Consider the following 25,013-nt stretch of genomic DNA (forward strand, 5'->3'; position numbering starts at 1 on the left):
CCGGATTTCCCCGGCGGCGGCCAGATCATCACCCCGGCCGAGGACATCCTCGCCGCCTATGAAAGCGGCCGCGGCAGCGTGCGCGTGCGCGCCAAGTGGGAAGTGGAAAAACTGGCGCGCGGCCAGTGGCGCGTGATCGTGTCCGAACTGCCGCCCGGCTCCAGCGCTCAGAAAGTGCTGGCGGAAATCGAGGAAGCCACCAATCCCAAGGTCAAGACCGGCAAGAAGGCGCTGACCCAGGATCAGCAAAACCTGAAGAGCCTGATGCTGTCGCTGCTGGACCGCGTGCGCGACGAATCCGACAGCGAGTGCCCGGTGCGCCTGGTGTTCGAACCCAAGTCCAGCCGCCAGGATCCGGACGAGTTCATCAACACCCTGCTGGCGCAAACCAGCCTGGAAGGCAATGCCTCGATGAACCTGGTGATGATAGGCCTGGACGGCCGGCCGGGTCAGAAAGGCCTCAAGCCCATCATCAGCGAATGGCTGGACTTCCGCCGCACCACCGTCACCCGCCGCCTGCAGCACCGGCTGGCCCAGGTGGAAAAACGCATCCACATCCTGGAAGGGCGGATGATCGCCTTCATCCACATCGATGAAGTGATACGCGTGATCCGCGAATCCGACGAACCCAAGCCGGACCTGATCAAGGCCTTCGGCCTGACCGAGCTCCAGGCCGAGGACATCCTGGAAATCCGCCTGCGCCAACTGGCGCGGCTGGAAGGCTTCAAGCTGGAGAAAGAGCTGTCCGACCTGCGCGAGGAGCGTGAAGGCCTGCGCCATGTGCTGGACACTCCGGACGCGCTGCGCACCATGATGCGCGAGGAAATCCAGGCCGACGCCGCCAAGTACGGCGACAAGCGCCGCAGCGAGATCAAGACCGCCGAGCGCGCGGTGCTGACCCAGACCATAGCCGACGAGCCGGTCACCATCATCCTGTCGCAAAAGGGCTGGATCCGCGCCCGCGTCGGCCACAATGTCGACCTCGCCGCGCTGGCCTTCAAGGACGGCGACGCGCTCCACACCGTGGTGGAGACCCGCACCGTGTGGTCGGTGATCGTGCTGGACTCCAAGGGCCGCGCCTACACCGTGGATCCGGCCGACGTGCCCACCGGCCGCGGCGACGGCGTGCCGGTGGCCTCGCTGGTGGACTTGCAGGACGGCGCCAAGCCGGTGCAAATGCTGTCCGGCAAGGACGAGGCCCGCTTCGTGGTCGCCGGCTCCGGCGGCTACGGCTTCATCGCCAAGCTGGGCGACATGGCCGGCCGGGTCAAGGCCGGCAAGGCCTTCCTGACGCTGAACCCGGAGGAAAGCGTGCTGACTCCGGCGCCGCTGCCGGCAACCGGCCTGGGCGAAGCCACCCAATTGGTGGCCGCCGCCGACAACGGCCGGCTGCTGGCCTTCCCCGCCGCCGAGCTCAAGGAATTGGCCAAGGGCCGCGGCCTGATGCTGATGGCGGTGGACAACGGCGAAGCCGTCACCGCCATCGGCCTCGTCAACGGCGACAAGGCGCTGCTGTCCACGCTGTCGGTGCGCGGCAAGGCCTCCGACGAGAAGCTGGCGCTGGCCGAGTTCATCGGCAAGCGCGGCAAGAAGGGCAAGCTGATGCCGAAGAAATGGAGCGTCGGCGCCATTCGCGAGCTGCCAAGCGCATGAATCCGGACCGCGCGCCGGCGCCGTTGACCCCGCGCAGCGCGCTGGTGTTCATCAACAGCTTCCGCGCGGCGCTGCTGCTGGTGCTGCTGGCGATGTCGCTGTTCGCCAACCGCGACGGCGAATCGCTGGTGGCAGGCGGCAAGGTCTTCTACCTGTGGGGCGGCGTCTACGCCGTGCTGATCGGCGCCTGGTTCCTGCTGCGCGACGGCCGGCTGGCGCACACTCTGCAGCTGACGCTGGCCATCGCCGCCGACATCGCGATGATCGTGCTGCTGATGGGCATCAACGACGGCGTGCGCAGCGGTTATGGCATCCTGCTCCTGCCCTATCTCGCGGTGGCCGGCCTGCTGTCCTCGGGCCGCTACGCGCTGTTCTACGCCTCCATCGCCACGCTGATGCTGCTGTCCGCCGTCGGCGTGGAACAATACCTGGGCCTGGGCCGCGGTTCCGATTTCTACTACTCCGCGCTGCTGGCCACCGCCGGCTTCGTCACCTCCATCGTCACCTGGAAGCTGGGCCGGGTGGCGCGCGATTCCGAAGCGCTGGCCACCCGCCGCGGCGGCGAGATCGCCAACCTCAACCGCCTGAACGAGCTGGTGCTGCAAAGCCAGCGCGACGCGGTGGTGGTGCTGGACGAATCCGGCCTGCTGCGCCAGTTCAACAACCAGGCGGCGCGCTACTTCGGCACCATGCGCCGCGGCGAGGTGGTGGCGGAACTGCTGCCGCTGGTGGAGCGCTGGCGCCAGAACGGCTACCCACCCAACCCCGGCTTCATCGACCGCAATATCCGCGGCCGCCAGCTGGTGGGCCGCATGGTGCCGGTGCTGGTGGGCGACGACCGCGCGCTCTTGCTGTTCATGCGCGACATGGCCGATATGGCCGAGGAGGGCAAGCGCATCAAGCTGGCGGCGCTGGGACGGCTCACCGCCAATATCGCCCATGAAATCCGCAATCCGCTGGCGGCCATCCACCACGCCGCCGATCTGCTGGCCGAAGACGAAACCGATCCGGCGCGCCAGCGGCTGATCCGCATCGTGCAAGGCAATAGCACGCGCATCAATCACCTTGTACAGGAAGTGCTGGCCTTGAACCGCCGCGACCGGATCAAGCCCGAGCCCATCCGGCTGCAGCCCTTTCTGGATGAATTGCTGGACCATTTCGGCATGGTGGAAGCCGCCGCAGCCGGCGCGGTTCGCTGCGTCTGCCAGCAGCAGGCCGCGGCGGTCCAGTTCGACCGCGGCCATTTCGGCCAGATCCTCAACAATCTGCTGGCCAATGCCTGGCGCTACTCCAGCAAGCAGCCGGGCGCGGTGCGCATCGAAGTGGCCGCGGTGGAAAACCACCTGACCATCAAGGTGATGGACGATGGCCCCGGCATGAGCGAAGATGCCCAGGCCCGCTTGTTCGAACCCTTTTTCACCACGGAAAGCGCCGGCACCGGACTGGGCCTGTACATCGCGCGCGAGCTGGCGGAAGCCAACGACGCGCGGCTGGACTACTGCCCGCCCGGCGGCGTGTTCCGCCTGATCTGTCACAAGGCTTATGGCTAAATCCTCCCTGCGCGTGCTGGTGATCGACGACGAACCGGACATCCGCGAACTGCTGGAACTGACCCTGATCAAGATGGGCCTGGACGTGGCCACCGCCGCCAGCGTCGGCGCCGCCAAGCTCAGCCTGAACAAGCAGCCCTTCGACCTGGCGCTGACCGATATGCGGCTGCCAGACGGCGAAGGCATAGAAGTGGTGCGCCATATCGCCGAGCAGGGGCTGGACGTGCCCATCGCGGTGATCACCGCCTACGGCAACACCGACAACGCGGTGCAGGCGATGAAGGCCGGCGCCTTCGACTATCTGCAAAAACCGGTCAGCCTGGCGCAATTGCGCAGCTTGGTGAAATCGGTGCTGCGCGTGGACAACGGCAAGGCCGCCGCCGCGATGCGGCTGGACGGCGAATCGCCGGCGATCCAGGAAGCGCTGCGCCTGGTCGGCAAGCTGGCGCGCAGCCAGGCCGCGGTCTATATCAGCGGCGAATCCGGCACCGGCAAGGAACAGGCGGCGCGGATGATACACGAGCAAAGCGCGCGCGCGGAGCGGCCGTTCATCCCGGTCAACTGCGGCGCGATTCCGGAAACGCTGATGGAAAGCGAGTTCTTCGGCTATCGCAAAGGCGCGTTCACCGGCGCGGACAGCGACCGCGATGGCTTCTTCCAGCAAGCCAACGGCGGCACTCTATTTCTCGACGAAGTGGCCGACCTGCCGCTGACGATGCAGGTCAAGCTGCTGCGCGCGATCCAGGAAAAGAAAGTGCGTCGTCTGGGCAACGCCCAGGAAGAAGCGGTGGATGTGCGCATCGTCTGCGCGACGCACAAGGATCTGGCGGCGCGGGTGGATGCCGGCAGCTTCCGCCAGGATCTGTACTACCGGCTGAACGTGCTGCCGCTGCGCATGCCGCCGCTGCGCGAATTGCGCGAAGACCTGCCGCGCTTCATCGCCAGCCTGCTGGAACGCTTCTCCCCGGACCAAAAACCGCGGCTGGCGCCGGCGGCGCTCAAGGCGCTGCTCGCTTACAACTATCCGGGCAATTTCCGCGAGCTGGAAAACATCCTGGAACGCGCGGTGGCGCTGGCCAGCGACGCCCGCATCGAAACGGACGATCTGCAGCTGCTGCCCAGCAAGCAGGCCGGGGACGACGGCGACGCGCCGGCCTGCGCCGCCGGCGAAGCGCTGCAGGACTTCCTGGACCGGGTGGAGCGCGAGGCGATACTCAAGGCGCTGGAAGGCACCCGTTTCAACCGCACCCAGGCCGCCAAGCTGCTGGGCGTGACCTTCCGCTCGATGCGCTACCGGATGGAAAGGCTGGGCATCAAGTAAACGGACCTGGCACGAAGAGCCTAGTTTACGATCTGCTGCGCGTCGTGCGCGTCGTGGACGCGTTACACGGTGAGTACACCTTCGAAATGCTCAGTACCACCGTAGTACGGCAAGGAGGCGCAGCGCAGGATCAGGGGTTTTGTTAGCGGTTTAAATGACGGCAAGACATTGTTCACGGCGCTAGGCACGCCGTTGCGCGAAATCCTGCGCCCAAGCCACATTCTGGCTTTTTGTCGAACAATGGGCAAAACAGCGGCCCATGGGGCCGCCCGCTCGTTACAATGCGCGCAGCCGCCCAACGCATACTAGCGGCTATAAAGAAGCAAACCGGCGCGCCCAGCGGCGCGCGCCACCGAAACCAGACGAACACGCTAACGCATGGCCTTCCCGCCCATCCACCTCGCCCGACACGCCTTGCTGGCGCTGCTGCTTGGCGCGCTCAGCGCCCATCCCGCCGCCCAGCCCACGCTACGGGTGGCGCTGGGCGAGACCAAGCTGCCCTATGTCGACGCCGAACAAGGCAAGGGCGTGGAATACGATATCGTCACCCAGGCCTTGAGCCTGGCCGGCTATCAGCCGCAAGTGCGCTTCGCCCCCAATCTGCGCGCCCACAACTGGCTGGCCAGCGGCCAGGTCGACGCAGCCATCGCCAACGGCGGCGGCCATGTTTCCGATCCCTACATCGTTTATCAGAACATGGCGATCACGCTGTGCCGGCGTCACATCCACCTACGGCGGCTGGACGATCTGACCCGTTTGCGCGTGGCCGCGTTTCAAGGCGCCCATCTTTACCTGGGCGCGGACTTCGCCGCGCTGGCACCGCAAATCCCGTCCTATCGCGAAGAATCGCCGCAAGCCACCCTCAACCGCCTGCTGCTCAGCGGCCGCGCCGACGTGGCTATTTCCGACGTCAACATCTTCCAGCAGTTGAGCAACGAGCTGCGGCATGAGCTCGACATCAGCCCCACGCTCTGTCCCTACGCATTGTTCACTCCCACCCATTACCGGCTGGCATTCCGCAACGCTCAGGACCGCGACCGCTTCAATCGCGGCCTGCGCCGCTTCGCCGCCGACGGCGGCTATGAAAAATTGGCCGAGCGCTACCAATTGCCCACCCGACGCGGGCGTCCCTGGTTCAAGCCCTAAGAACCTGTTCAAAGTCTGCTGCGTTCGTGAAGCGTCACACGGTGAGTACAAGCTCAAAATGCTCATGTACCAGGCGTACATCCCGCTTTTTCGCTCGTTTTCGCCTTGTCTCGCTCTTGCTCGCGAGACTTTGAACAGGCTCTAACGGCCGGCTGGCATGTTCCCGGCCAGCCAAAGGACCGGCGTCTGCCCTGGATCAAACCGGCCGGCCAAACCCCGGTGTTAGCATGATTAAGACGTATCCGCCCGTTGACGACGGCAACTTGCTTTTTCACGCCAGGCTGTTACGGTGTGCCTAGGCTCCGGCCCGCGTCGTCAGCCGCTCCAAAGTATCCACCCGCTCAAGGAGTTGCCCATGTTTCCCGAATACCGCGAACTGATCAGCAAGCTGAAAACCGAAGACGAGCACTTCACCCGCCTGTTCAACAAGCACAACGACCTGGATCAGAAAATCAAGAATATGGAAGCGCGCATCGAGCCTTCCGTCGATTTCGAAATCGAAACCCTGAAAAAGGAAAAGCTGAAGCTGAAGGATGAGCTGTACATCATCCTGAAACGGGCCGCCGGCTGAAACGGCCGCCGGCAACGATAAAGCCCGCCGTCAGGCGGGCTTTTGCGTGGCGGCGGATCAGATCACACCTTGGGACTGTCCTTTTCCAACTCCGCTAGGATCGCGTCCGGCTCCTGGGTGATTTCCAGCACCTTGCGGATGCGGTTGAACGCCACGCAGGCATCGGCCGGATACTTTCCGAACGGGGTCAGCCCGCCATGGCCCCAGCCCGCGGCGGCCAGCACATCCTTGCGGAATTGCGAACCGTCGGCGCTGCCGCCGGCGATCTGCTGCAAGGCCCGGTCGATCAGAATATGCGGAAACGGATTGCGGGACAGCGTGGTGAAATGCTCTGGGCGAACTTCGTCGAACTGCATGGCGCACTCCTGATGCGGGAACATGATTCATCTAAGTCCAAACCAAGACGATTCGCCAGCAGACTGTGAAGACTCACACGCCGTCGCCACGAATAGCGACGGCGCGGCCCGGTTAACGCTCGCGCTCGCGCGCGAGCTTGAACCAGTGTTAGCGGTTCACCAGCACTTTGGGATTGGAATTGCCCCACACCGTGTAGAGGTCGGCCAGCAAGGCGCCATTGATGTCCTCCAGCTCGGCGGCGCCAATCTCGGCCTTGCCCTGCTTGCCGAACAGCACCACCTCGTCGCCGATCTTGGCGCCCGGCACCTCGGTCACATCCACCATCAGCGTGTTCATCGACACCTTGCCCACCACCGGCACGCGCTGGCCGTTGATCAGCACATGCGCCTTATTGGTGAAGGCGCGGCGGTAGCCATCGGAATAGCCGACCGGAATATTGGCCAGCAAGGATTCGCGCTTCAGGGTGTAAGTGCGGTCATAGCCGACGGTATTGCCGGCCGGATAGCGGTTCACCGCCGCTACCCGCGATTTGAACGCCATCACGCGCTGGTATTCGGTGTGGCTGGGCACGGTGTCGCCGAAGATGGCGCCGCCCGGACGCACCATGTCCAGATGCGCTTCCGGCACTTCCAGCGTGGCGAAGCTGTTGGCGCAATGCAGGGTGATCTTGCTGCGGTCCAGGCCGCCGGCCTTGATCAGCCAGGCGCTTTCCTGCTTGAACGCCGCCAGGCCTTTTTGCACATCGGCCTTATCCTCCACCGGGAAGTGGGTCATGATGCCCACCACTTGCAGATTGGGCAGCTTGAGCATGGCCAGCGCATCCGCGCGGCCCTGCTTGCTGGCCAGCTCCACGCCGTTGCGGCTGATGCCGGCGGAATTGATGGCCAGATGAATCTGCAGGGTCTTGCCCTCGCGCTTGGCCAAAGCCGACAACTGGCGCGCCAGTTCCAGATTGCCCACCAGCTCCTGCATATCGTATTGCAGGCCATCGGCGATTTCCTGCTGGGTGGCGCTGCGCACGCGCGCCACCACGCCCTTGTAGCCGCTGGCGCGCGCTACCCGGGCTTCTTCATTGCTGGCGATGCCGACGCAGGGAATGCCCTGGGCGATGATGGACGGCATCACATTGGCGATGCCGTGGCCGTAGGCGTCGGCCTTCAGAATCGCGCACACCTTGGTGTTGGAGCCGACCAGGCGCTTGAGTTCGGCCAGGTTGTGATCCAGCGCCGCCTTATCGATTTCCAGCCAGGCATTGCTGCGCGCGGCTTCCACGGTGGAGCCGCTGTTGGCGGCGGTCAGCGGCGGCGCCGCCATGGTCAGCGCGGGTGCCAACGCCAGGCCCAAAGCCATGGCCAACAGAGTTTTCTTGAATTGCATAGTGTCCCCCGAGAGTAAATGCCGCTTGCCGACAAGGCCGTTCGGCATCCGGAGGATGATAGGAGGCTGATATATTCATGTCGATATGAATATTTACTAGTAGTCCTTGTTTTGCATGGCCGCTTGACGCCGCGCAAACCCGGCGGCGCCAGGCCGGACTTGCGCGCCGGAGCGCCGCTATCCATCATGGAACAGCGCGGTGTCGCGCTGATCACGACCGGGGCGGGCAATGCGGCAATACCTGAAGTTTCGGCGCTTGGCCACTTGCTGGCTAAGCGCGCTGGCTCTGCTTGGCGGCTGGCAGCCGACGGCGCGAGCCGCCGTGATGGTGTATACCGGCCATGCGCCGGAAAGCGTGGACGACGAGCGCTACGATTACCACTGGGCGGTGCTGCGCGCCGCGCTGGACGCCACCCGGCCGCAATGGGGCGATTACAAGCTGCGCTTCGCGCCGCGCATGAACGAGGCGCGCCAGCTGCAGGAGCTGGGCCAGCCGCGCGGACGGCTCAATGTGCTGATACGCGAAACCAACCGCGACTACGAGCGCCGCTACCTGCCGGTGCGGATTCCGATAGACCGCGGCCTGCTCGGCTACCGCGTGCTGCTGATCCGCGCCGCGCGGCAGCCGGAGTTCGCCAAGGTGACGACGCTGGCGGAACTGCGCCGCTTCAGCATCATTCAGGGCGAGGGCTGGGGCGATATCGCCGTGCTGCGGCGCGCCGGCCTGAAAGTGGAAACCGACTCCAGCTACGATGGACTGTTCCGCATGCTGGACCGCGGCCTGGGCGACGCGTTCTCGCGCGGGGTGACCGAGGTGGAGCGGGAAATTCGCGACTACCGGCCGCAATACCGGCAACTGGCGCTGGAGCGGGAATTACTGCTCTACTACCCGCTGCCCACTTACTTCTGGTTTGGCCGCGACGCCGACGGCCAGCGGCTGGCGCGGCGCGCCGAGCAGGGCATGAGGCGACTGCTGCGCAACGGCGAATTCCAGCGCCTGTTCCAGGCCTACCACGCCGGCCTGATCCAGCGGCTGGATCTGAAGCACCGCCGGCTAATCCGCATCGACAACCCCTTCCTGCCGCCGGACACGCCGTTCGCCGACGCCAGCCTGTGGTTCGACCCGACCACGGCCAAATAACAGCGCTCATTCCCCCTGCAAGGCTTTGCGCACGCACAGGCGCTGGGCGATTTCGCGGTCGGCGCATTTGAGTTCGGCTTCGGCGCGGGCGCGGCAACGCGCCGGGTTGGCCGCGCGCGCGCAATCCGGCGGCGGCAGACGCTCGTTGATGCACAAGCGGCGCGCCTTGCCTTCCAACCCGCCGCAGGAACTGTGCGCGGCGCGCAGCGCCTCGCAGCGCTTGGCGTCGCGCTCGCGCAGACAACTCAAGGCCGGCGTGTAAAACTGCAGGCAGGCATGCCGTCCGTCGGCGGGCAGATCATTGCAGGACACATTGCCCTGGCGGTTCAGTTCGCAGCGCTGCGGCGCGGTGGCTCGGCTGCAATCCGCTTCCGCCGCCGCCACGCCGCCGGCCAGCCAGCAAAGCGCCAGCCCCCATCCCCAGGCGCGCCGCAACGCGCCGTATCCCCTATTGTTTTTCAAGGCATGCCCCTTGCGCATGGCCGGTTATCGCTCCGCTCAACAGATGGGCGCAGCATGACGCTGCGCGCTATCGGCCCAGCGGACGGCCAGCCAGGATCAAGGCGGCGGCGCCCAATCTCGGCGCTGGCCTGTCCTGCGATGAATGATTTGAATTGGAATGAAACCGGCTGGCGTTCTCTGTTCAAAGCTTATCAACAGAAACCCCGCTTCGCCAGCGCCGGCTTGGCCACGCGGCTATTCAGAGCCGTGTTTGCGGCGGTCGCGCCAGAAATGGGGTTTGCCGCGTTCCGGCGGCGGAGGCGGCGGCGCGGCGCCGTCCGGATTGGAACGCCAGTAAGACGGCGGCGGCTGCCTATGCATCAGCTCCGGCGGCAAATCGCCGTCCTGCACCGCCTCGCGCAGGCGCAGATTGCGCAGGCGCCGCAATTCTCTGCAGTCGACGTCAGGCGGCGCCTGGCAGCGCCGTGCCGGCGGCGGCTCCATGTCCGGTGGCATGGGGCCGCGTTCCTTCCCTCGCGCCAGGGCCGGCGCGCCGGCAAGCGCTTGCAGCAAGGCAAAGATGAGAAGAATCGGCAGCCGCGTCATGAAAGCTGTTTTATCCTGTCGAAAGTACTGGAAAAAGGGCCACGGTTCCAAGATCCGGGCCGGCGAGGGCGGACAGCATACACCATGCGCCACCGATGCCAAAGGCATCGCCTCACGACCAAACCGCCGGTAGGCCTCATTAGGCAGCCTAGACTCGCGGCATGAGGCAGACATGAGCGACAATTGCTGATTTGTTAAGGTGTGTGATCGCGAGAACCGGCTTAACATATCTTCATCAGGCGCGCTGCCGCAGCCCGGGACCAGCCGCTAAGCTGACACTCCGCTCCGAGGAAAAATCGCATGGAACACAATAAGATCCTGGTCGTCGACGATGATGCAAAACTGCGCGAACTGCTTACCCGCTATCTGAGCCAGCAAGGCTACGCGGTGGAAGCGCTGCCGGACTCCAAGGACCTGGACCGCAAGCTGGCGCGCAATCGCCCGGACCTGATGGTGCTGGACGTGATGATGCCGGGCGAGGACGGACTGGCGGTGGTGCGCCGGCTGCGCGCCCAGGGCGAAACCATTCCGGTGATCATGCTCACCGCGCGCGGCGAGGACATCGACCGCATCCTCGGCCTGGAAATGGGCGCCGACGACTACCTGCCCAAGCCGTTCAATCCGCGTGAACTCACCGCCCGCATCCAGTCGGTGCTGCGCCGCCACCACGCCACGCCGGCGCTGGGCGCGCGCCACGACGCCGACGAGGAGGTGAACTTCGGAGAATTCGTGCTCAATCTGGGCCAGCGCGAGCTGCGCAAGGCCGGCCAGCCGGTGACGCTGACCAGCGCGGAATTCGCGGTGCTGTCGGTGCTGGTCAGCCATCCGCGCCGGCCGCTGACGCGCGAGCAATTGATGGAAATGGCGCTGGGCAAGGGCAATGGCGAATCGCTGGACCGCAGCATAGACGTGCACATCTCCCGGCTGCGCAAGGCGCTGGAAAGCGGGGACAGCCAGCTGCGCTTCATCCAGACGGTATGGGGCTACGGCTATGTGTTCGTGCCGGACGGCACGCCGCGGGAGTAAGCCGTGCGCAAGCTGACCGGCTCGCTGTTCTTCCGGCTGGCGGTACTGGTGGTGCTGGTGGTGCTGACCACGCAGTTCGTCACCTTGTGGATGGCCGCCGGCGAGCGCCACAAGCTCTTGGACAAGCAGCTGTACTCGCAGACCGTGGACACCCTGGCCTTCCTGGAAGGCACCATGGAGGCGATGACCAATACCGAGCGCGCCGAATTCCTGGCCGGCTACAACCGGCCCGGCCTGCCGCGCCTGCTGCCCATCAACGCCGACCAGGGCGTCAATTTCACCGATTACGTGCCGCGGCTGGGCGAAACCCTGGCGCAGCGGCTGTCGCACGGCCTCAACGAGCCGATCGAGGTGCGCTACGCCCAGATCGACGACCGCCGCGAGCTGTGGGTCAATGTGCACGTGCTGGACCAGGCCTACTGGCTGGTGCTGCCCTTCGGCCGCTACAGCGACCGCTCGATCAACACCATCATCCAGGCGGCCTTGCTGGCGTCCATCGTCGCCAGCCTGCTGGCCTTCGCCGTCGCCTGGCGCGTGGCGCGGCCCATCAGCCGCGTGGTGCTGGCCAGCCGCGAACTGGCCGCCGGCACCATGCCAGCGGCGGTGCCGGAGGACGGCCCGCGCGAGGTGAAAGTGCTGGCGCACAACTTCAACCTGATGGCCCAGGCGCTGGACAATGCCGCGCGCGAGCGCCGGCTGATGCTGGCCGGCCTGTCCCACGATCTGCGCACGCCGCTGACCCGGCTCAAGCTGACGCTGGAACTACAGCAGGACAGCCCGGACCAGCACGATATGCTGGCCGACATCGACGAGTTGTCGCAGATCGTGCGCCAGTTCATCGATTTCGCCCGCGCCGAGGAAACCACCCGGCTGGAGCCAGTGGCGCTGGCCGATCTCGCCGCCAGCGTGGTATCGCGCTTCGCCCGCGAAGGCATGCAGGTCAGCCTGCGCCGGCTGGCCGAACCCGAGCTGCTGGCCGACGGCCTGGCGCTGGAACGTCTGCTGTCCAACCTGCTGGAAAACGCGCGCCGCTACGGCGCGCCGCCGGTGGAAGTCAGCGTGGAACAAGATGAAAGCGGCGCCGTGCTCAGCGTGCTGGACCACGGCAAGGGCATTCCGGCCGAATTGCGCGAAACCGCGCTGGCGCCGTTCGAACGGCTGGCCGAACACCGCGGCACCGACGGCGGCAGCGGCCTCGGCCTCGCCATCGTCAGCCGCGTGGTCAAGCAACACCGCGGCCGGCTGGAGTTCTGCGACCAAGCCGACGGCTTCAAGCTGGCCGTGCATCTGCCGCTGAACGCCGCTTGATAACGCGGCCCGAGCGTCGCCCGTCTCCCGGGCGGCGCTCAGCGGAAGCGCAGCATCATCCACAATCCGCCCATGCTCAAGGCCATGCCGCCCAATTTGCCCAGCGAGGGCTGCTCGCGAAACAGCAGATAACCCAGCGGCAGCAGCACCAAGGCGGTCAACACATTGGAGCTGAGCGCCGCATAGCCCAGATTCCAGCCGGCGCGGTAGGCCAGCAGAAAACCCAGTTCAATACCGACGATGCCCGCCGCCACCCCCAGGCTGCTCCAATTCAACGCGCCCAGGCCGCGTTGGCCGCCGGCCGGCAGCCACCACATGCCCAGCAGGCACACCAGCATCGCCGCGCCATAGCTGACCGCCAGCGAGAAGAAGGGATCCGCCCCCGCCGGCACCTGCTTGATCGACAGGTGATAGACGATGGAGCCGACGACAGCCAATAGCAAAGCGGCGATAAACATGGTGAGAGCCTCGTTCAGGATATTGGCCCTCAGCCTAAACATTTCAGTCAGTTATAGGTAGACTGAAATTTCGTGGCATTGTTATAAGAAAACATTATGACCGATGATCTGGACACCACCTTGCTGCGCGCGCTGATCGCGGTGGCGCGCCACGGCAGCATCAACCGCGCCGCCGCCGCGCTGGGCCGCACCCAGCCGGCCTTGAGCCTGCAATTGCGCAAGCTGGAACAGCATTGCGGCCAGGTGCTGTTGCAGCGCTCGCCGCGCGGCGTCAGCCTGAACGCGGCGGGGCGACAACTGCTGCCCTACGCCGAACGCATCATCGGCCTGACCGAGCAAATGCGGCCGACGACGGCGCCCACCGCCGCGCGGCGCTGCCGAGTGGGCCTGATCGAGGATGTGATCAGCCGCCACCTGCCGCAGGTGCTGGCGGACTTCGCCGCCACCCAGCCACAATGGCAGCTGGAGGTGCGAGTGGCGCTGGAGCGGGAACTCAGCCCGGCTTTTCGCCAGGGAGAACTGGATTTGCTGATCGTCAATCCGCGCCAATGCGGGTTGGAGCAAACGCCGAGCTGGGTGCTGGAATACCCATTGCAATGGCTGGCGCGCGACGGCGTCAAACCGGAAGCGGAGATCATGCCCCTGGTGATGTTCGCCGCGCCCTGCAGCTGGCGCGACGCGATGCTGCGCGCCTTGCATCAAGTCGACCAGCCTTATCGCATCGTCTTCGAAAGCAGCAGCCAACTGGCGGTGCAGGCGGCGCTGGAAGCGGGCCTGGGCGTGGGCGCGCTGTTTCCCGACGCCATTTCCGAACGGCTGCTGCCCTTGCCGGAACACTGCCTGCCGCCGCTGCCGGCGGTGCCGCTGGCGCTTTACCGCCAGCGCGACGACGACGGGCTGGAACTGCTGTCCCGGCTGTTCTTCCGCGCGCTGGGCCAGTTCGCCGTCTAGGCTGGCTGCAGGCCGGCCAGCACCGCGCTTTCCCAGCCTATCAACTCCACTTTGCGCTCCGGCCCCCAGCGGTATTCGCCCAACACGCCCTCGGCGCGGATCACCCGATGGCAGGGAATCAGCCAGGCCACCGGATTGGCGCCCACCGCGCTGCCCACCGCGCGCGCGGCGCGCGGCCGCCCCAGCGCCGCGGCGATCTGGCCATAGCTGGCGAAAGCGCCGTAGGGAATCGACAACAGCGCGCGCCAGACCTGGATCTGAAAATTGCTGCCTTGCACCCGCAAGGCCAGCGGCGTCTGGCCATCGGCCTGCAAGGGTTCGAACATCGCGGCGGCCACCGCCGCGCCGCCGCCTGGGCGGTGCTTGAGCGCCGCATTCGGCCAGCGCTGGCGCAGCCAGGCGGCTGCTTCCATCTCATCGGCGACGAATTGCGCCGCGCACACGCCGCGCGCGGTGCGCGCCACCAACACCGGGCCGAAACGGCTGGCTTCCACGCTCCACTCCATGTCCAGGCCGGCGCCGCCGTTGCGGTATTCGCCCGGCGTCATCGCCTCCAGCGTCACGAACAGATCATGCAGCCGGCTGCCGCCGGACAAGCCCAGTTCGTGGGACAGCGACAGTACGCCCTGGCCATCCTTGAGCCGCGCCTTGGCCGCCTCGCAGGTCAGTTGCTGCAAAAAACGCTTGGGACTGACACCGGCCCAACGGGTGAACAAGCGCTGCAACCGCGATTCCGACAAATGCAGCGCGCCGGCCAGCTCCGCCAGCTCCGGCTGGCGGTCGGCATGAACCACCAGATAACGGATGGCGTCGCGGATGCGGCCGTAGTCGCGGTCGTCCTCGACCCAATCGCTGTGTTGTCGCATGGCGGGCTCCTCGTCTCTATCACAGGCCCAGCATAAGCAAATCGGGCCGCCGCAGCGACCCGATTCTTGCCGATTTTCGCGCCGGAGCCGGCGCCGCCCTTGAAGTCATATCGCATGCATTAATGAATATTGAATTTCCGACAAGGCCTGCGGCACGCGGATGAAGGAAAGCGGCATGCCCAGCAGGCGCGCCATATGGGATGTGGAAAACAGGCCGCACAACTCGTGATGGCCGCTGCCCGGATTCAGCTCCACCACCAGCGCGTGCTGACGTCCCATCTGCTTCATCGTCGCCACCATGTGACCGACGCTGGCGTGTTCAATATCCCCCAGGCTCAGCGCCTCCAGCTGCTTGCGCGGCGTCATCACGTCGCCGACGCCGATGTCCGCATAGTGCTTGCCATGCTCCTTCATGCACTGGATCGGCCGCTCGCCCAACAGGTCGGAAGCGGTGATCAGGCCGGTGAATTGCCCGTCGCCATCGTGGACGAACAATAAACGGATGCCGTGGCTGATCATGCGGTCGTGCGCTTCGCGCAGGCTGGCGCCCTGGTGGATGCCCACTGGGTTGACCACGCGCAGATCGGTCATCACTTCCAGCGCCGCGCTGTGCAGCGTGATCGGCGGGTGCGGGCGCTGGTCCAGCCGCACCAGGTCGGTGGTGGGCGGCAAGCTTATCGTGGGCAAAGCACTGTAGTTGGCTGACATGGTAGCTCCTTGTCTGGTCAGACAGCGGAGTCGACGCGGCGGCGCGCTTAGCGCCAGTCATTTCGACCGGTCCGCTCGGGATGTTTTCCGATGGCTTGAGCCGGCAGGGGCATGGCAGGGCTGACGCACGTCCGTCCCGGGCCGGCGGCCTCGGGGAGCCAGCGCGGCGCGCGGCTCTTGTTTGAAGAGTAGAAGACGCCGCGGCGGGCTGCGGCGGCGGAATGATTAATTTTTTCGAGAAGGTTTGCCGTTTTGTAGCGCGCGGCGGCGCTCAAGCCCGGTTCTCGCCGCCTGAAGCGGACAGCTTGCGGCGGAACAACTCCACCATGCGCACGCTGGCGCCGCGATGAGCGGCGCTGAAATCCAGGGCCGCCTGCCGCATCGCCCGATGGCTATCCCCATCGGCCAGCAATTCCGCCGCCGCGTCCATCAGCTCGGCGGCGCTGCCCACCTGGCGCGCGGCGCCGGCGGCCAGGGCCAAGGCGGCCGCCTGCTTGAAATTGAACACCGAGGGGCCGAACAACACCGGCACGCCGACGCTGGCTGGCTCGATCAGATTGTGGCAGCCCAGCGGCAGCAGGCTGCCGCCGACGAAGGCGAGATCGGCGCAGGCAAAGTAGGCGAACACCTCGCCCATGCTGTCGCCTATCCAGACCTGGGTGGCCGCGTCCAGCGGACCGCCGGCGCTGCGACGCTGCACGCGCAGGCCGCGCTCTTCGGCCAGCCGCGCCACTTCGCCGAAACGCTCGGGATGGCGCGGAATCAACACCAGCAAGGTATCGGCCAACCGCGGTGCCGCCTGCCAGGCATCCAGGATCAATGCTTCCTCGCCGTCACGGGTGCTGGCGCATACCAGCACGCGGCGTTGGCCTATCCAGGCTTTGAAGGTTTCCGCCAATTCCAGCTGCGCCGGCGGCGGTTGGATATCGTATTTGGTATTGCCGCAAACTTCGATATCGCCTGCGCCCAATTGACGCAGGCGCTCACCGTCTTCCGGCGTTTGCGCGGCCACCGCGCGCAGCTTGGCCAGCGCCGGCGCCACCAGACCCTTGATTTTCAAGTAACCATGCAGGGATTTTTCCGACAAACGGGCATTGGCGAGGAAAAGCGGAATGTTCTGCTCGGCGGCGGCATGGATCAGGTTAGGCCACAGCTCGGTTTCCATCAACACGCCCAGGCGCGGCTGGTAAGCGGCGAGAAAAGCTTGCACCGCCTGGGGATAATCGTAAGGCAGATAGCGGACCTCGGCATCCGGATACAGCTGCAGCGCGGTGGCGCGCCCGGTAGGCGTCATCTGCGTCATCAATAGCGGTGCGTCCGGCCAGGCCTGGCGCAAGGCGTCCACCACGGGCTGCGCGGCTCGGGTTTCCCCCACCGACACCGCATGGATCCAGATCGCCCCGGTCGCGCGCGGCCGCAGCTGGCTGCCGAAACGCTCATCCCAATGCTGCAGATAAGCCGGCGCCTTGCGCGCGCGCTTTTTCAGGTAATGACGCACCAGCGGCGTGGCCAGCTGCCAGGCCCAGGAATACAGGCGGCGTTGCCAATTCATGTCCAGTCCTTGCGCGCGAACAGCGCTTGCAGCACCGCATCCACCGACGGGCACTGACCGATATCGCCCAGATTGGTCGCCCACGGCGTTTCCACCACGCCGGTGGCGGCCGGATGAGTATCGGTGTAGATCGCCACCAACGGTACGTTCAAGGCATTGGCCAGATGGGTCAAGCCGGTGTCGACGCCGATCACCGCATTGGCGTGGCCGATCAGGCCGGCGGCCTCGGCCAGGCTCATCTTGGGCGCCACCACCGCGGCCGGCATCTGCGCGGCCAGGCGTTCGGCGCGTTCGCGTTCCCGCGGATTGCCCCAGGGCAGCACCATCACCAGGTCATGCTGCAAGGACAGGCGCTTGCCCAATTCCACCCAATGGCTTTCCGGCCACTCCTTGGACGCCTTGCTGGTAGCGTGCAGCAGCACCGCGTAGCGGCCGGACAACACCCAGCCGGGCCGCGCGCCGGCCGGCACGCCGAAACGCGGCTCGCCCTGCGGCTCGTAGCCGAACACGCGCGCGAACAACAGTCGGTTGCGCTCAATCGCCGACAGCGCCCAACTCACCTTATGGCGTTTATCGTAAAACAGGCTGGCCAGCGATTCGCGCGCGCTGCCCCAGGCGTAACCGGTCAACGGCGCCTTGGCCCAGCGCGCCGGCAAGGCGCTTTTCAACAAGCCCTGGCTGTCCACCACCAATTCCCAATGAGTCTCACGCAACTGGCGTCGCAATTCGCGGATCTCGCGCCAAGTGGACGGCAGCCACCAGCGTTTGCGCCAGCGCCGCCAGTTCAAGGCGATCACCCGGTCCACCGCCGGGTGCAAACGCGCGATGTCGGCAAAAGCTTCCTCAGCCAGCCAACTGACGCGGAAATTGGGGTAATGCGCTTTCAACTCGGAAATGGCGGGCCAGGTGTGGATAAGGTCGCCCATCGACGAGGTGCGCACGATCAGCACATTCATCATGGCGCGCATTGTACCCGAGCATGGCTGTGGTTAACCAAGTAAAATCCCTGCGACCAGTTTGTGGATAAATGGCTGTGGGTAACTGGCTCGATATTTATCCACATCTTGTGTTGTCGCAGCGCACCCAAACTATCCAAAGGCCATCAACAGGACAAGTTACTGAACCTTTTGATATTTTTCCGTCTTATCCACAGTAATGGCCGCCTATATCAGTTTCATCAATATAAAATTGCGTTAAAGAGTTATCGGTGCTGACAAACTGGTTTCACCTCAAAATTCACGCATGCACAGGCTCATGGGCACAACTGGAATCCAGCTTGTGGACAAGTGGAAACTTCAGCTAGACCGCAAATTTATCCACAGTTGTTCCGTCAGCAACACCTGTGGCAAGCAACAAGATTTCACTATCGGCAAACCAATGAAAACAAAGAAAAAAACATGGTTATCCACAGAAGTTGGCCTACTTCTACCAGTTTCTTCAAATTACATACGGGAAAACATATAACAAGATGCGTGCACGAATCAGCGCGGTGCTAATCACCAAGAATGCGCAAACCTTGCTGGAAAAATGCCTGGACAGCGTGGCTTTCGCCGATGAGATCGTGATTGTGGATTCCGGCAGCAGTGATAGGACATTGGCGATAGCTTCCGCCTATAAGGCCAAAGTTATCCACCAAGACTGGCTGGGATTCGGTCCGCAGAAGCAATTGGCGGTACAAGCCGCCAGCCACGACTGGGTGCTGTGTCTGGACGCCGATGAGTGGCTGTCTCCGGAATTGATCAATGAAATCAAAGCGCTGCTGGACAATCCACAAGCGCTGGCTTATCAATTTCCGCGCTGCAACCGTTTCATGGGTCGTTTCCTCAGACATGGCGAAGGTTATCCGGACTGGTCGCTGCGGCTGTTCCATCGCGGACACGCGCGTTGGTCCGACGACCTGGTGCATGAGTACGTGATCGCGGAAACGCCTGTGCACAAGCTGCGTCATGAGCTGATGCATGAGTCCGGCGAAGACATCGCCCGGTATCTGAACAAGCAGAACCGCTATACCAGCTTGCAGGCGGAGCAGCTGTTCCAGCGTGGAAAACATGTGGGCAGCGCCAAACTTATCCTCAGTCCGCTGCTGCGCTTCGTGAAGTTCTACGTTTTCCGCCGTGGTTTTCTCGATGGCATCCCCGGCTTGGTCCACATCGTCATCGGTTGTTTCAACAGCTACATCAAGTATGCAAAGCTGATCGAGCTGCGCCGGCGGACAAACAAATAGCCGGCTTGCCTCCGCTCCGGCCTTGTGCTGACAATGTCATTTCCTAGAAGCAACTGGGCGAAGACAGATGGTGGAAATCAGGACAATGCGGACGGAGGACGCCGTGGCGGTGGCGCGGCTATGCCTGGATCTGGGTTACGAGGCGACGGAGGCGGAGATCCGCGAGCGATTCGCCAGACTGTCGACCCTGGAAGACAACCAGGCGTGGGTGGCGTTATCGGAAGGGGCCGTGGCCGGCTGGGTGCATTGCCGCGGCGTGCATCAGCTGCAAGGGCCGTCGGCGATAGAGATCGTCGGCATCGTGGTCAGCCCGGCCTGTCAGGGCCAGGGTTTGGGGCGACGTTTGTTGAGCGCTTGCCAAGACTGGGCGCGGCAACGCGGTTATCAGCGCATTCGGCTGCGTTCCAGCATCCATCGCGTCGAAGCCCACGCCTTCTATCGCCATCTCGGTTATCAACAACTGAAGACCAGCCATAGCTTTGCGCTGGAATTGAGCGATGAAGCAGGCCAGCCTTGAGCTTTATCCACAGGAGCAAGCACCGGTGATGGTTTTTCCCGTGCCATTGCGGCCTGGCGACCGCGTCGCCGTCACCGCTTTTTCCTCAGGAGTGCCGGCGCTGCTGCATCAGCAGCTGGATCTCGCCTTGCAATGCTTGCGCGATCAGGGCTGGCAGGTGGTGGAGGGCGCTTGCCTGCGCGGGGAATTTCAGGACGCCAGCGCGCCGGCCGCCGAGCGGCTGGCGGAGTTGAATCACTTCCTGTTCGATCCGACGATACGCGCCATCTTGCCGCCCTGGGGCGGGGAGCGCGCGATCGAGCTGCTGGCCGGCATAGACTTCGCCGCGCTGGCGCGGCTGCCGCCGAAATGGCTGGCTGGTTTCTCCGATGTTTCCACGCTGGCCGTGCCGTTGACCTTGCTGTCCGGCTGGGCGACGCTGCACGGGCCCAATCTGTTCGATCTGGGCGATCCGCGGCGGCAGGAGGAGAATTCAGCGCTGCTGCATGCGTTGCACCATGGTTTGCCGCCGTCTCAGAGCCGCTACAGCGCGTTTTGGCGCTGGGACGCTCCGGGAGAGCGGTATCCGACCACGCTGCGCGTGTTGGGCGCGCAAACGGCCCTTATGGCCGGCCGACTGATCGGCGGCTGCCTGGACACGCTGAGCCGGCTGCAGGGCAGCCCTTATTTTGATTTGCATGCGTTTAAACGGGAACCAACGCTGCTGTACCTGGAAAACTGCGAGATGAGGCCGTGCGAGCTGCTGCGCGCCTTGCACGGCCTGCGCCTGTCCGGCGTGCTGGATGGTTTGAGCGGCTTGATCCTGGGACGCAGCAGCGGGCCGGACGCCGCCGACACCAATGCGCTGACTTACCGGCTGGCGCTGGAAACCGTCTTGAGCGGCCTGCCTTACCCGGTGGTGGTGGATGCCGATATCGGCCATGTGCCGCCGCAATGGACCCTGATGAACGGCGCCTGGGCCGAACTGGAAGTGGACGCGGGCCAGGCGACGCTGCGTTTCGAGAAAGGATGCGCATGAGCTGGCAATACCGTTTGGCTGGCGCGGCGGATGTGGACGCGCTGCGGAAACTGATCATGGAACACGGACCCAATCCGTGGAACTGGCTGCCGGAGGAGGGCGTGGAGCGTAGCTTGCGCCAGGTGGCGGATGGGGAAGCCTGGGCGGCCCTGTTCGAGCGTGACGGCCTGTTGGGCGGCGCCATCCTGTACCGGATGCACGATGCTTTTCCCCAGCATCGGCCGGCTGGTGTCGCCACGGAGGCCGCCGGCTACATCATGGAAGCGGTGGTGCGCCGCGATCAGGCCGGGCAGGGGTTGGGCAGCCTGTTGCTGGGCCAGGCCTGCGAGGACCTGGCCGCGCGCGGCGCGCGCTGGGTGGTGGCGGACCGCCACGAGGAAAACGCCGCGTCCGGCGGCATGATGCGCAAAGCCGGTTTCGTCGAACTGGCCAGTTTCGACGACGCGGAGCGCCGCGCCAGCGGCAGCCGCCGCAGCACGGTATGCGGACGCTTGCTGGGCTGAGCGCTTAGAACCTGTTTTCGCCTTGTCTCGCCTTAGCTCGCGAGATCGTAAACACGTTCTTAAGACCCGCTAACAAAACCCCTGATCCTGCGTTGTGCCTCCTTGGCGTACGACTGGTACTGCCTGCGTTGGCGCGCCTTGGCTCAGGTTCTCCGCGAGGTGTTGTTCGCGGCTCTAAATGCCGTCGTCGGCCGGCAATGCCGCCGGCGGCGCCGGCAAGCGGGTCAGCAGGATCTTGTCGACCCGGGTCTTGTCCATGTCCACCACCTCGAAGCCGAAGCCGTTCCAGTCGAAGCGGTCGGTGACGCACGGCACTCGGCCCAGTTGGAACATCACCACGCCGCCCAGGGTATGGATATTGCCGCCGGCTTCGCCCGGCAGCGCTTCGGCGATGTCGAAAAACTCCTTGAAACGGTCCAGCGACAGCATGCCGTCTATCAGCCAACTGCCATCCTCGCGCTGCGCGATCTCGTCCTCATCGGCGCTGATCGCCGGCATATCGCCGACGATGGCTTCAAGCACGTCGTTCATCGTCACCAGGCCTTCCAGCTCGCCGTATTCGTCCACCACCAGCGCCATATGGTGGCGGGTCTGCTTGAATTGCTCCAGCAACTGCATCAGGGTGACGTTGGCGGGCACGTAGAGCGGCTGCGCCAATTCGGCGGCGATATCGGGCTGCTCGCCGGCCAGCAGCCTGTCCAGCACCCGCTTGGCGTGCAATACGCCGACGATCTGCTCCACGCTGCCGCGGCAAACCGGGAAGTGATTGAAATGATGGTTCTGCAGCACGTCGTGGTTGAGCGCGGGCGGATCGTCCAGGTCCAGCGCCACGATATCCTTGCGCGGCGTCATCGCCGCGGCCACCTTGCGGTTGTCCAGCCTGAAGATATTGGTCACCAGCTCCTGCTCGGCGCGGTCGAACACGCCTTCATCGGCGCCTTGCTCCATCAGCACCCGGATTTCCTCCTCGGTGATGGACGGATCGCTGCTCTTCTTGGCGCCCAAGAGCCGCAGCAGGCCGTCGGTGCTGTGGCTCAGCGCTTTCACCAGCGGAGAACTGAGCCGCGACAGCAGCAGCATCGGTCGCGCCAGCGTGGTGGCCACCGCTTCCGGGTTCAGCAAGGCCAGCCGTTTGGGCACGAGTTCACCGAAGATCAGCGATAACAGCGTGATGATGAATACCATCAAGGCCACTGACAGTGGCTTGCTGTATGGCGCTAGCAAGGGGATGTCCTGCAAGAGCCAGCGCAGCTGTTCGGACAGCGCCGCCTCGCCGTAGACGCCGGACAGAATGCTGATGGAGGTGATGCCTATCTGCACCGTGGACAGGAAGCGGCTGGGATCGTTGGCCAGTTTCAGCGCGGCCTGGGCGCCGCGTTGGCCGTCATCGGCGCGTTGCAGCAGCCGGACTTTGCGGGAGGAAACGATGGCGATCTCCGCCATCGCGAACAGGCCGTTGAGCAGGATCAGGCACAGCAGGACGAGGATTTCCACGGGCGGACACGGGATAGAGACTGGAGCCCTAGCTTAGGCCATGGCGGCGCGGCGGAAAAGAGCCTATCGGGCAGGAGGCGGCGCAGGGAGCGCCGCCGGCCGGGTTCAAAACAGGCTGTTCTGCGGCGCCGGCGCGCCCCATTGTATGGTGCCGCGGCCGCGCGACAGCAGCCAGGCATTGACTTGGGAGAAGTGGCGGCAGCCGTGGAAGCCGCGGCTGGCGGAGAGCGGCGACGGATGCGCGGCGTTCAGCACCAGATGGCGCGAGGCGTCGATGCGCTCGGCCTTGGTCTTGGCCCAATTGCCCCACAGCAGGAACACGCAGCCCGGGCTGTGCGCGTTGACCGCGTCGATCAGCGCGTCGCTGACGCTTTGCCAGCCCAGCTTGCCATGGCTGCCGGCCTGGTCCTTTTCCACGGTGAACACGCTGTTGAGCAAGAGCACGCCTTGCTGCGCCCAATGGCTCAGGTCGCCGCTATTGGGCACGCCGCAACTCAGGTCCGCCGCCAGTTCCTTGTACAGATTGCGCAGGCTGGGCGGCACTCGCACGCCGGCCGGCACCGAGAACGACAGGCCCATCGCCTCGCCGTCGCCGTGATAGGGGTCTTGGCCCAGGATCACCACGCGCACATCGGCCGGAGCGGTGAAGGTCAGCGCGTTGAAGGTCAGCGCCGCTGGCGGGAATATGGTTTTGCCCTGTTGCTGCTGGGCTTGCAGTTCGCGGTCGATGGCCGCTAATTGCCGCTGTATTTCCGGTGTTGACAACACTTGTTCCCAGGCGGGATGGATGCGGGCAATGGCGGGGGACAGGTAGGACAATGCTTGCATAAAAAAACTCTGCTTCTTGCTATCTGAAGGGATTTGGAACCCGGCGCGCCGGCTTTGTTCCATGAAAAAGCCGTTCCCGCGGGAACGGCCGGCAATGCTGGCGGATGGCTGGTGTTTCAATAACGCGCCATTTGCGGGTCCACTTCCGCGGCCCAGGCTTCCACGCCGCCGGCCAGGCTCAGCACCTGCTCGAAGCCGGCGTCCAGCAGGAAGCGCGCCACGTGGGCGCTGCGCACGCCATGGTGGCAGATCACCACGATGGGCGTGTCCGGCAGCTCGCTCATGCGCAGCGGGATCAGGTTCATCGGGATGTGCAGCGAGCCGGGAATCATGCACAGCTGCACTTCCCATGCTTCGCGCACATCCAGCAGCAGCGGCGGCTCGGCGCTGTTGTCGGCCAGCGCCGCGGCCAGATCGCGGGCGCGGATTTCCTGGACCATCAAAACGCGAAGCGCTCCGGCTCTACCGCTTCCGCCTTGGCCAGGCGGCCGATACAGGTTTCGAACAGGCCGGTTTCGCTGAAGCTGGTTTCGGTTTCGCGCTTGATCAGCTTGCAGGTCATCACCGGCAGGTCGCCCACCACCATGATCAGGCGGCCGCCCACGGCCAGCTGGTCTTTCAGTTCCTGCGGCACCACCGGCAGCGAGCCGCCGACCACGATCACATCGAACGGCGCTTGTTGCGGCAGGCCCAGCACGCCGTCGCCCGCCACCAGGGTGACATTGACGATGCCGGCCTGTTTCAGGTTGGCGGCCGCGGTCTCGCGCTGGGCGGCGTCGATCTCCACGCTGTAGACATGCTGGCCCAGCTTGGCCAGCAGCGCGGTCAGATAGCCGCTGCCGGTGCCGATTTCCAGGATCTTGTCCTGGGCCTGGATGGCGGCGTCCTGCGCCAGGCGCGCTTCCATTTTCGGCTGCAGCATGAAGCTGCCATTGGGCAGCGGCAGCTCGGTGTCGACAAAGGCCAGGCTGCGTTTGTCGGCGGCGACGAACTGTTCGCGTTTCACGTGAAACAGCAGGTCCAGCACGTTCGTGTCAAGTACGTCCCACGGACGAATCTGCTGCTCGACCATGTTGAAACGGGCATTCTCAAAATCCATCAGCTCACTCCGGAGGGGCTTGCCGCCACGGGAAAAAAGCGGCGGCGTGTCATGACGATAACTTGCGATTATCCCACATTTGCCGTACCTTCACAGCATCGCTAGGGGTCCTGCGCGGCGGTCGGCAAGATGGTCCATATCCTTGAAAGGATAGGATAATCGTTAAAGATTGTTGCGCGGGTGAGAAACACCCTTGGAACCTGACCCGGATAATACCGGCGTAGGGAAGCGCAACTTGCTGGCGGGCCGTTTTAATCGCAATGAAACCGTCCGCAGCCCGCCCAAGCGGCGGATCGCT

At 64.7% G+C, this 25,013-nt stretch carries 26 protein-coding genes and 1 riboswitch; of the genes, 13 read left to right on the plus strand and 13 right to left on the minus strand.

The features are described from left to right. The 5 genes from ACE3QM_RS17720 to ACE3QM_RS17740 all read left to right on the plus strand — a co-directional run. On the plus strand, positions 1 to 1,653 hold a 1,653-nt coding region (locus ACE3QM_RS17720), incomplete at its 5' end, for a DNA gyrase subunit A (RefSeq protein WP_374423722.1). Continuing rightward, positions 1,650 to 3,203: a nitrogen regulation protein NR(II) gene (locus tag ACE3QM_RS17725; protein ID WP_374423724.1), complete on the plus strand. Its 1,554-nt coding sequence runs from the start codon at positions 1,650 to 1,652 to the stop codon at positions 3,201 to 3,203. The genes ACE3QM_RS17720 and ACE3QM_RS17725, both read left to right, overlap by 4 nt. Beyond that, entirely contained in the window at positions 3,196 to 4,524 is a 1,329-nt protein-coding gene (locus ACE3QM_RS17730; protein WP_048410126.1) for a sigma-54 dependent transcriptional regulator, read from the plus strand. Before ACE3QM_RS17725 ends, ACE3QM_RS17730 begins: the two co-directional genes overlap by 8 nt. A gap of 378 nt (positions 4,525 to 4,902) precedes the next feature. Further along, entirely contained in the window at positions 4,903 to 5,670 is a 768-nt protein-coding gene (locus ACE3QM_RS17735; protein WP_231462179.1) for an ABC transporter substrate-binding protein, read from the plus strand. Positions 5,671 to 6,025: 355 nt separating this feature from the next. Further along, the gene (locus tag ACE3QM_RS17740) at positions 6,026 to 6,241 is read left to right on the plus strand and encodes a YdcH family protein (RefSeq protein WP_048410124.1); all 216 of its coding nucleotides are present in this window, start codon (positions 6,026 to 6,028) and stop codon (positions 6,239 to 6,241) included. A 62-nt stretch (positions 6,242 to 6,303) separates the two neighbouring features. On the opposite strand, the gene ACE3QM_RS17745 is transcribed toward ACE3QM_RS17740, so the two are convergent. Further along, positions 6,304 to 6,597 carry a hypothetical protein gene (locus ACE3QM_RS17745; protein ID WP_048410179.1) on the minus strand — a complete coding sequence of 98 codons (294 nt, stop codon included), beginning with the start codon at positions 6,595 to 6,597 and terminating at the stop codon, positions 6,304 to 6,306. Between the two features lie 148 nt (positions 6,598 to 6,745). Then, entirely contained in the window at positions 6,746 to 7,975 is a 1,230-nt protein-coding gene (gene alr / locus ACE3QM_RS17750) for an alanine racemase (RefSeq protein WP_231462180.1), read from the minus strand. A 229-nt stretch (positions 7,976 to 8,204) separates the two neighbouring features. Between alr and ACE3QM_RS17755 the strand changes: the two genes are divergently transcribed. Further along, positions 8,205 to 9,116: a hypothetical protein gene (locus ACE3QM_RS17755; RefSeq protein ID WP_374423729.1), complete on the plus strand. Its 912-nt coding sequence runs from the start codon at positions 8,205 to 8,207 to the stop codon at positions 9,114 to 9,116. Positions 9,117 to 9,122: 6 nt separating this feature from the next. On the opposite strand, the gene ACE3QM_RS17760 is transcribed toward ACE3QM_RS17755, so the two are convergent. Next, complete coding sequence (locus tag ACE3QM_RS17760; protein ID WP_156183865.1) at positions 9,123 to 9,578, minus strand: hypothetical protein; 456 nt, start codon at positions 9,576 to 9,578, stop codon at positions 9,123 to 9,125. 234 nt (positions 9,579 to 9,812) lie between these two features. Further along, the gene (locus ACE3QM_RS17765; protein WP_156183864.1) at positions 9,813 to 10,073 is read right to left on the minus strand and encodes a hypothetical protein; all 261 of its coding nucleotides are present in this window, start codon (positions 10,071 to 10,073) and stop codon (positions 9,813 to 9,815) included. Between the two features lie 390 nt (positions 10,074 to 10,463). Between ACE3QM_RS17765 and ompR the strand changes: the two genes are divergently transcribed. Both ompR and ACE3QM_RS17775 read left to right on the plus strand, forming a co-directional pair. Next, entirely contained in the window at positions 10,464 to 11,189 is a 726-nt protein-coding gene (gene ompR / locus ACE3QM_RS17770) for a two-component system response regulator OmpR (RefSeq protein WP_048410122.1), read from the plus strand. 3 nt (positions 11,190 to 11,192) lie between these two features. After that, positions 11,193 to 12,497, plus strand: coding sequence for an ATP-binding protein (locus tag ACE3QM_RS17775; protein WP_374423733.1), 1,305 nt, complete (start codon positions 11,193 to 11,195; stop codon positions 12,495 to 12,497). A 38-nt stretch (positions 12,498 to 12,535) separates the two neighbouring features. Here the strand turns inward: ACE3QM_RS17775 and ACE3QM_RS17780 are convergent, their stop codons facing one another. Further along, on the minus strand, positions 12,536 to 12,955 hold the full coding sequence (locus tag ACE3QM_RS17780; protein ID WP_231462183.1) for a hypothetical protein: 420 nt from the start codon (positions 12,953 to 12,955) through the stop codon (positions 12,536 to 12,538). Positions 12,956 to 13,051: 96 nt separating this feature from the next. Here ACE3QM_RS17780 and ACE3QM_RS17785 point away from each other — a divergent pair, with 96 nt between their 5' ends. Then, a complete protein-coding gene (locus ACE3QM_RS17785; protein ID WP_374423735.1) occupies positions 13,052 to 13,906 on the plus strand; it encodes a LysR family transcriptional regulator in 855 nt (284 codons plus the stop codon). Here the strand turns inward: ACE3QM_RS17785 and ACE3QM_RS17790 are convergent. From ACE3QM_RS17790 to waaC, 4 genes are all read right to left on the minus strand, one after another. Continuing rightward, positions 13,903 to 14,772, minus strand: a complete 870-nt coding sequence (locus ACE3QM_RS17790; RefSeq protein ID WP_048410118.1) for a methylated-DNA--[protein]-cysteine S-methyltransferase — start codon at positions 14,770 to 14,772, stop codon at positions 13,903 to 13,905. The genes ACE3QM_RS17785 and ACE3QM_RS17790 overlap by 4 nt on opposite strands. A 105-nt stretch (positions 14,773 to 14,877) precedes the next feature. Continuing rightward, positions 14,878 to 15,480, minus strand: a complete 603-nt coding sequence (locus ACE3QM_RS17795; RefSeq protein WP_048410117.1) for a CBS domain-containing protein — start codon at positions 15,478 to 15,480, stop codon at positions 14,878 to 14,880. 271 nt (positions 15,481 to 15,751) lie between these two features. Beyond that, complete coding sequence (waaA, locus tag ACE3QM_RS17800) at positions 15,752 to 17,032, minus strand: lipid IV(A) 3-deoxy-D-manno-octulosonic acid transferase (protein WP_374423739.1); 1,281 nt, start codon at positions 17,030 to 17,032, stop codon at positions 15,752 to 15,754. Next, complete coding sequence (gene waaC, locus ACE3QM_RS17805; RefSeq protein WP_374423741.1) at positions 17,029 to 18,000, minus strand: lipopolysaccharide heptosyltransferase I; 972 nt, start codon at positions 17,998 to 18,000, stop codon at positions 17,029 to 17,031. Before waaC ends, waaA begins: the two co-directional genes overlap by 4 nt. 446 nt (positions 18,001 to 18,446) lie before the next feature. Between waaC and ACE3QM_RS17810 the strand changes: the two genes are divergently transcribed. From ACE3QM_RS17810 to ACE3QM_RS17825, 4 genes are all read left to right on the plus strand, one after another. Further along, positions 18,447 to 19,256, plus strand: a complete 810-nt coding sequence (locus tag ACE3QM_RS17810; RefSeq protein WP_374423743.1) for a glycosyltransferase family 2 protein — start codon at positions 18,447 to 18,449, stop codon at positions 19,254 to 19,256. A gap of 85 nt (positions 19,257 to 19,341) precedes the next feature. Beyond that, positions 19,342 to 19,773: a GNAT family N-acetyltransferase gene (locus ACE3QM_RS17815; protein WP_374423745.1), complete on the plus strand. Its 432-nt coding sequence runs from the start codon at positions 19,342 to 19,344 to the stop codon at positions 19,771 to 19,773. A gap of 28 nt (positions 19,774 to 19,801) precedes the next feature. Continuing rightward, on the plus strand, positions 19,802 to 20,791 hold the full coding sequence (locus ACE3QM_RS17820; protein WP_374423747.1) for a S66 peptidase family protein: 990 nt from the start codon (positions 19,802 to 19,804) through the stop codon (positions 20,789 to 20,791). Next, positions 20,788 to 21,294 carry a GNAT family N-acetyltransferase gene (locus ACE3QM_RS17825; RefSeq protein ID WP_231462189.1) on the plus strand — a complete coding sequence of 169 codons (507 nt, stop codon included), beginning with the start codon at positions 20,788 to 20,790 and terminating at the stop codon, positions 21,292 to 21,294. Before ACE3QM_RS17820 ends, ACE3QM_RS17825 begins: the two co-directional genes overlap by 4 nt. A gap of 174 nt (positions 21,295 to 21,468) precedes the next feature. On the opposite strand, the gene ACE3QM_RS17830 is transcribed toward ACE3QM_RS17825, so the two are convergent. The 4 genes from ACE3QM_RS17830 to ACE3QM_RS17845 all read right to left on the minus strand — a co-directional run bounded on the left by ACE3QM_RS17830 (position 21,469) and on the right by ACE3QM_RS17845 (position 24,715). Continuing rightward, positions 21,469 to 22,788, minus strand: a complete 1,320-nt coding sequence (locus ACE3QM_RS17830; protein ID WP_082150879.1) for a hemolysin family protein — start codon at positions 22,786 to 22,788, stop codon at positions 21,469 to 21,471. A gap of 105 nt (positions 22,789 to 22,893) precedes the next feature. Further along, positions 22,894 to 23,616, minus strand: coding sequence for a uracil-DNA glycosylase (gene ung / locus ACE3QM_RS17835; RefSeq protein ID WP_374423750.1), 723 nt, complete (start codon positions 23,614 to 23,616; stop codon positions 22,894 to 22,896). Positions 23,617 to 23,732: 116 nt separating this feature from the next. After that, positions 23,733 to 24,056, minus strand: a complete 324-nt coding sequence (locus ACE3QM_RS17840) for a rhodanese-like domain-containing protein (protein WP_374423752.1) — start codon at positions 24,054 to 24,056, stop codon at positions 23,733 to 23,735. Further along, a complete protein-coding gene (locus tag ACE3QM_RS17845; protein ID WP_231460947.1) occupies positions 24,056 to 24,715 on the minus strand; it encodes a protein-L-isoaspartate O-methyltransferase in 660 nt (219 codons plus the stop codon). The genes ACE3QM_RS17840 and ACE3QM_RS17845 overlap by 1 nt, the downstream gene beginning before the upstream one ends. Positions 24,716 to 24,808: 93 nt before the next feature. Next, a riboswitch (TPP riboswitch) is annotated at positions 24,809 to 24,959 on the plus strand. The last annotated feature ends 54 nt before the right edge of the window (positions 24,960 to 25,013 follow it).

This window comes from Chromobacterium sp. (assembly GCF_041912965.1).
Classification (GTDB): domain Bacteria; phylum Pseudomonadota; class Gammaproteobacteria; order Burkholderiales; family Chromobacteriaceae; genus Chromobacterium; species Chromobacterium aquaticum.

Excerpts from the sequence above, each read along its gene's own strand:
- ACE3QM_RS17725 (WP_374423724.1), top strand. The coding sequence starts at position 1,650 with ATGAATCCGGACCGCGCGCCGGCGCCGTTGACCCCGCGCAGCGCGCTG.
- ACE3QM_RS17730 (WP_048410126.1), top strand. The coding sequence starts at position 3,196 with ATGGCTAAATCCTCCCTGCGCGTGCTGGTGATCGACGACGAACCGGAC.
- ACE3QM_RS17735 (WP_231462179.1), top strand. The coding sequence starts at position 4,903 with ATGGCCTTCCCGCCCATCCACCTCGCCCGACACGCCTTGCTGGCGCTG.
- ACE3QM_RS17740 (WP_048410124.1), top strand. The coding sequence starts at position 6,026 with ATGTTTCCCGAATACCGCGAACTGATCAGCAAGCTGAAAACCGAAGAC.
- ACE3QM_RS17745 (WP_048410179.1), bottom strand. The coding sequence starts at position 6,597 with ATGCAGTTCGACGAAGTTCGCCCAGAGCATTTCACCACGCTGTCCCGC.
- alr (WP_231462180.1), bottom strand. The coding sequence starts at position 7,975 with ATGCAATTCAAGAAAACTCTGTTGGCCATGGCTTTGGGCCTGGCGTTG.
- ACE3QM_RS17755 (WP_374423729.1), top strand. The coding sequence starts at position 8,205 with ATGCGGCAATACCTGAAGTTTCGGCGCTTGGCCACTTGCTGGCTAAGC.
- ACE3QM_RS17765 (WP_156183864.1), bottom strand. The coding sequence starts at position 10,073 with ATGCCACCGGACATGGAGCCGCCGCCGGCACGGCGCTGCCAGGCGCCG.
- ompR (WP_048410122.1), top strand. The coding sequence starts at position 10,464 with ATGGAACACAATAAGATCCTGGTCGTCGACGATGATGCAAAACTGCGC.
- ACE3QM_RS17780 (WP_231462183.1), bottom strand. The coding sequence starts at position 12,955 with ATGTTTATCGCCGCTTTGCTATTGGCTGTCGTCGGCTCCATCGTCTAT.
- ACE3QM_RS17785 (WP_374423735.1), top strand. The coding sequence starts at position 13,052 with ATGACCGATGATCTGGACACCACCTTGCTGCGCGCGCTGATCGCGGTG.
- ACE3QM_RS17790 (WP_048410118.1), bottom strand. The coding sequence starts at position 14,772 with ATGCGACAACACAGCGATTGGGTCGAGGACGACCGCGACTACGGCCGC.
- ACE3QM_RS17795 (WP_048410117.1), bottom strand. The coding sequence starts at position 15,480 with ATGTCAGCCAACTACAGTGCTTTGCCCACGATAAGCTTGCCGCCCACC.
- waaA (WP_374423739.1), bottom strand. The coding sequence starts at position 17,032 with ATGAATTGGCAACGCCGCCTGTATTCCTGGGCCTGGCAGCTGGCCACG.
- waaC (WP_374423741.1), bottom strand. The coding sequence starts at position 18,000 with ATGCGCGCCATGATGAATGTGCTGATCGTGCGCACCTCGTCGATGGGC.
- ACE3QM_RS17815 (WP_374423745.1), top strand. The coding sequence starts at position 19,342 with ATGCGGACGGAGGACGCCGTGGCGGTGGCGCGGCTATGCCTGGATCTG.
- ACE3QM_RS17820 (WP_374423747.1), top strand. The coding sequence starts at position 19,802 with ATGGTTTTTCCCGTGCCATTGCGGCCTGGCGACCGCGTCGCCGTCACC.
- ACE3QM_RS17825 (WP_231462189.1), top strand. The coding sequence starts at position 20,788 with ATGAGCTGGCAATACCGTTTGGCTGGCGCGGCGGATGTGGACGCGCTG.
- ung (WP_374423750.1), bottom strand. The coding sequence starts at position 23,616 with ATGCAAGCATTGTCCTACCTGTCCCCCGCCATTGCCCGCATCCATCCC.
- ACE3QM_RS17840 (WP_374423752.1), bottom strand. The coding sequence starts at position 24,056 with ATGGTCCAGGAAATCCGCGCCCGCGATCTGGCCGCGGCGCTGGCCGAC.
- ACE3QM_RS17845 (WP_231460947.1), bottom strand. The coding sequence starts at position 24,715 with ATGGATTTTGAGAATGCCCGTTTCAACATGGTCGAGCAGCAGATTCGT.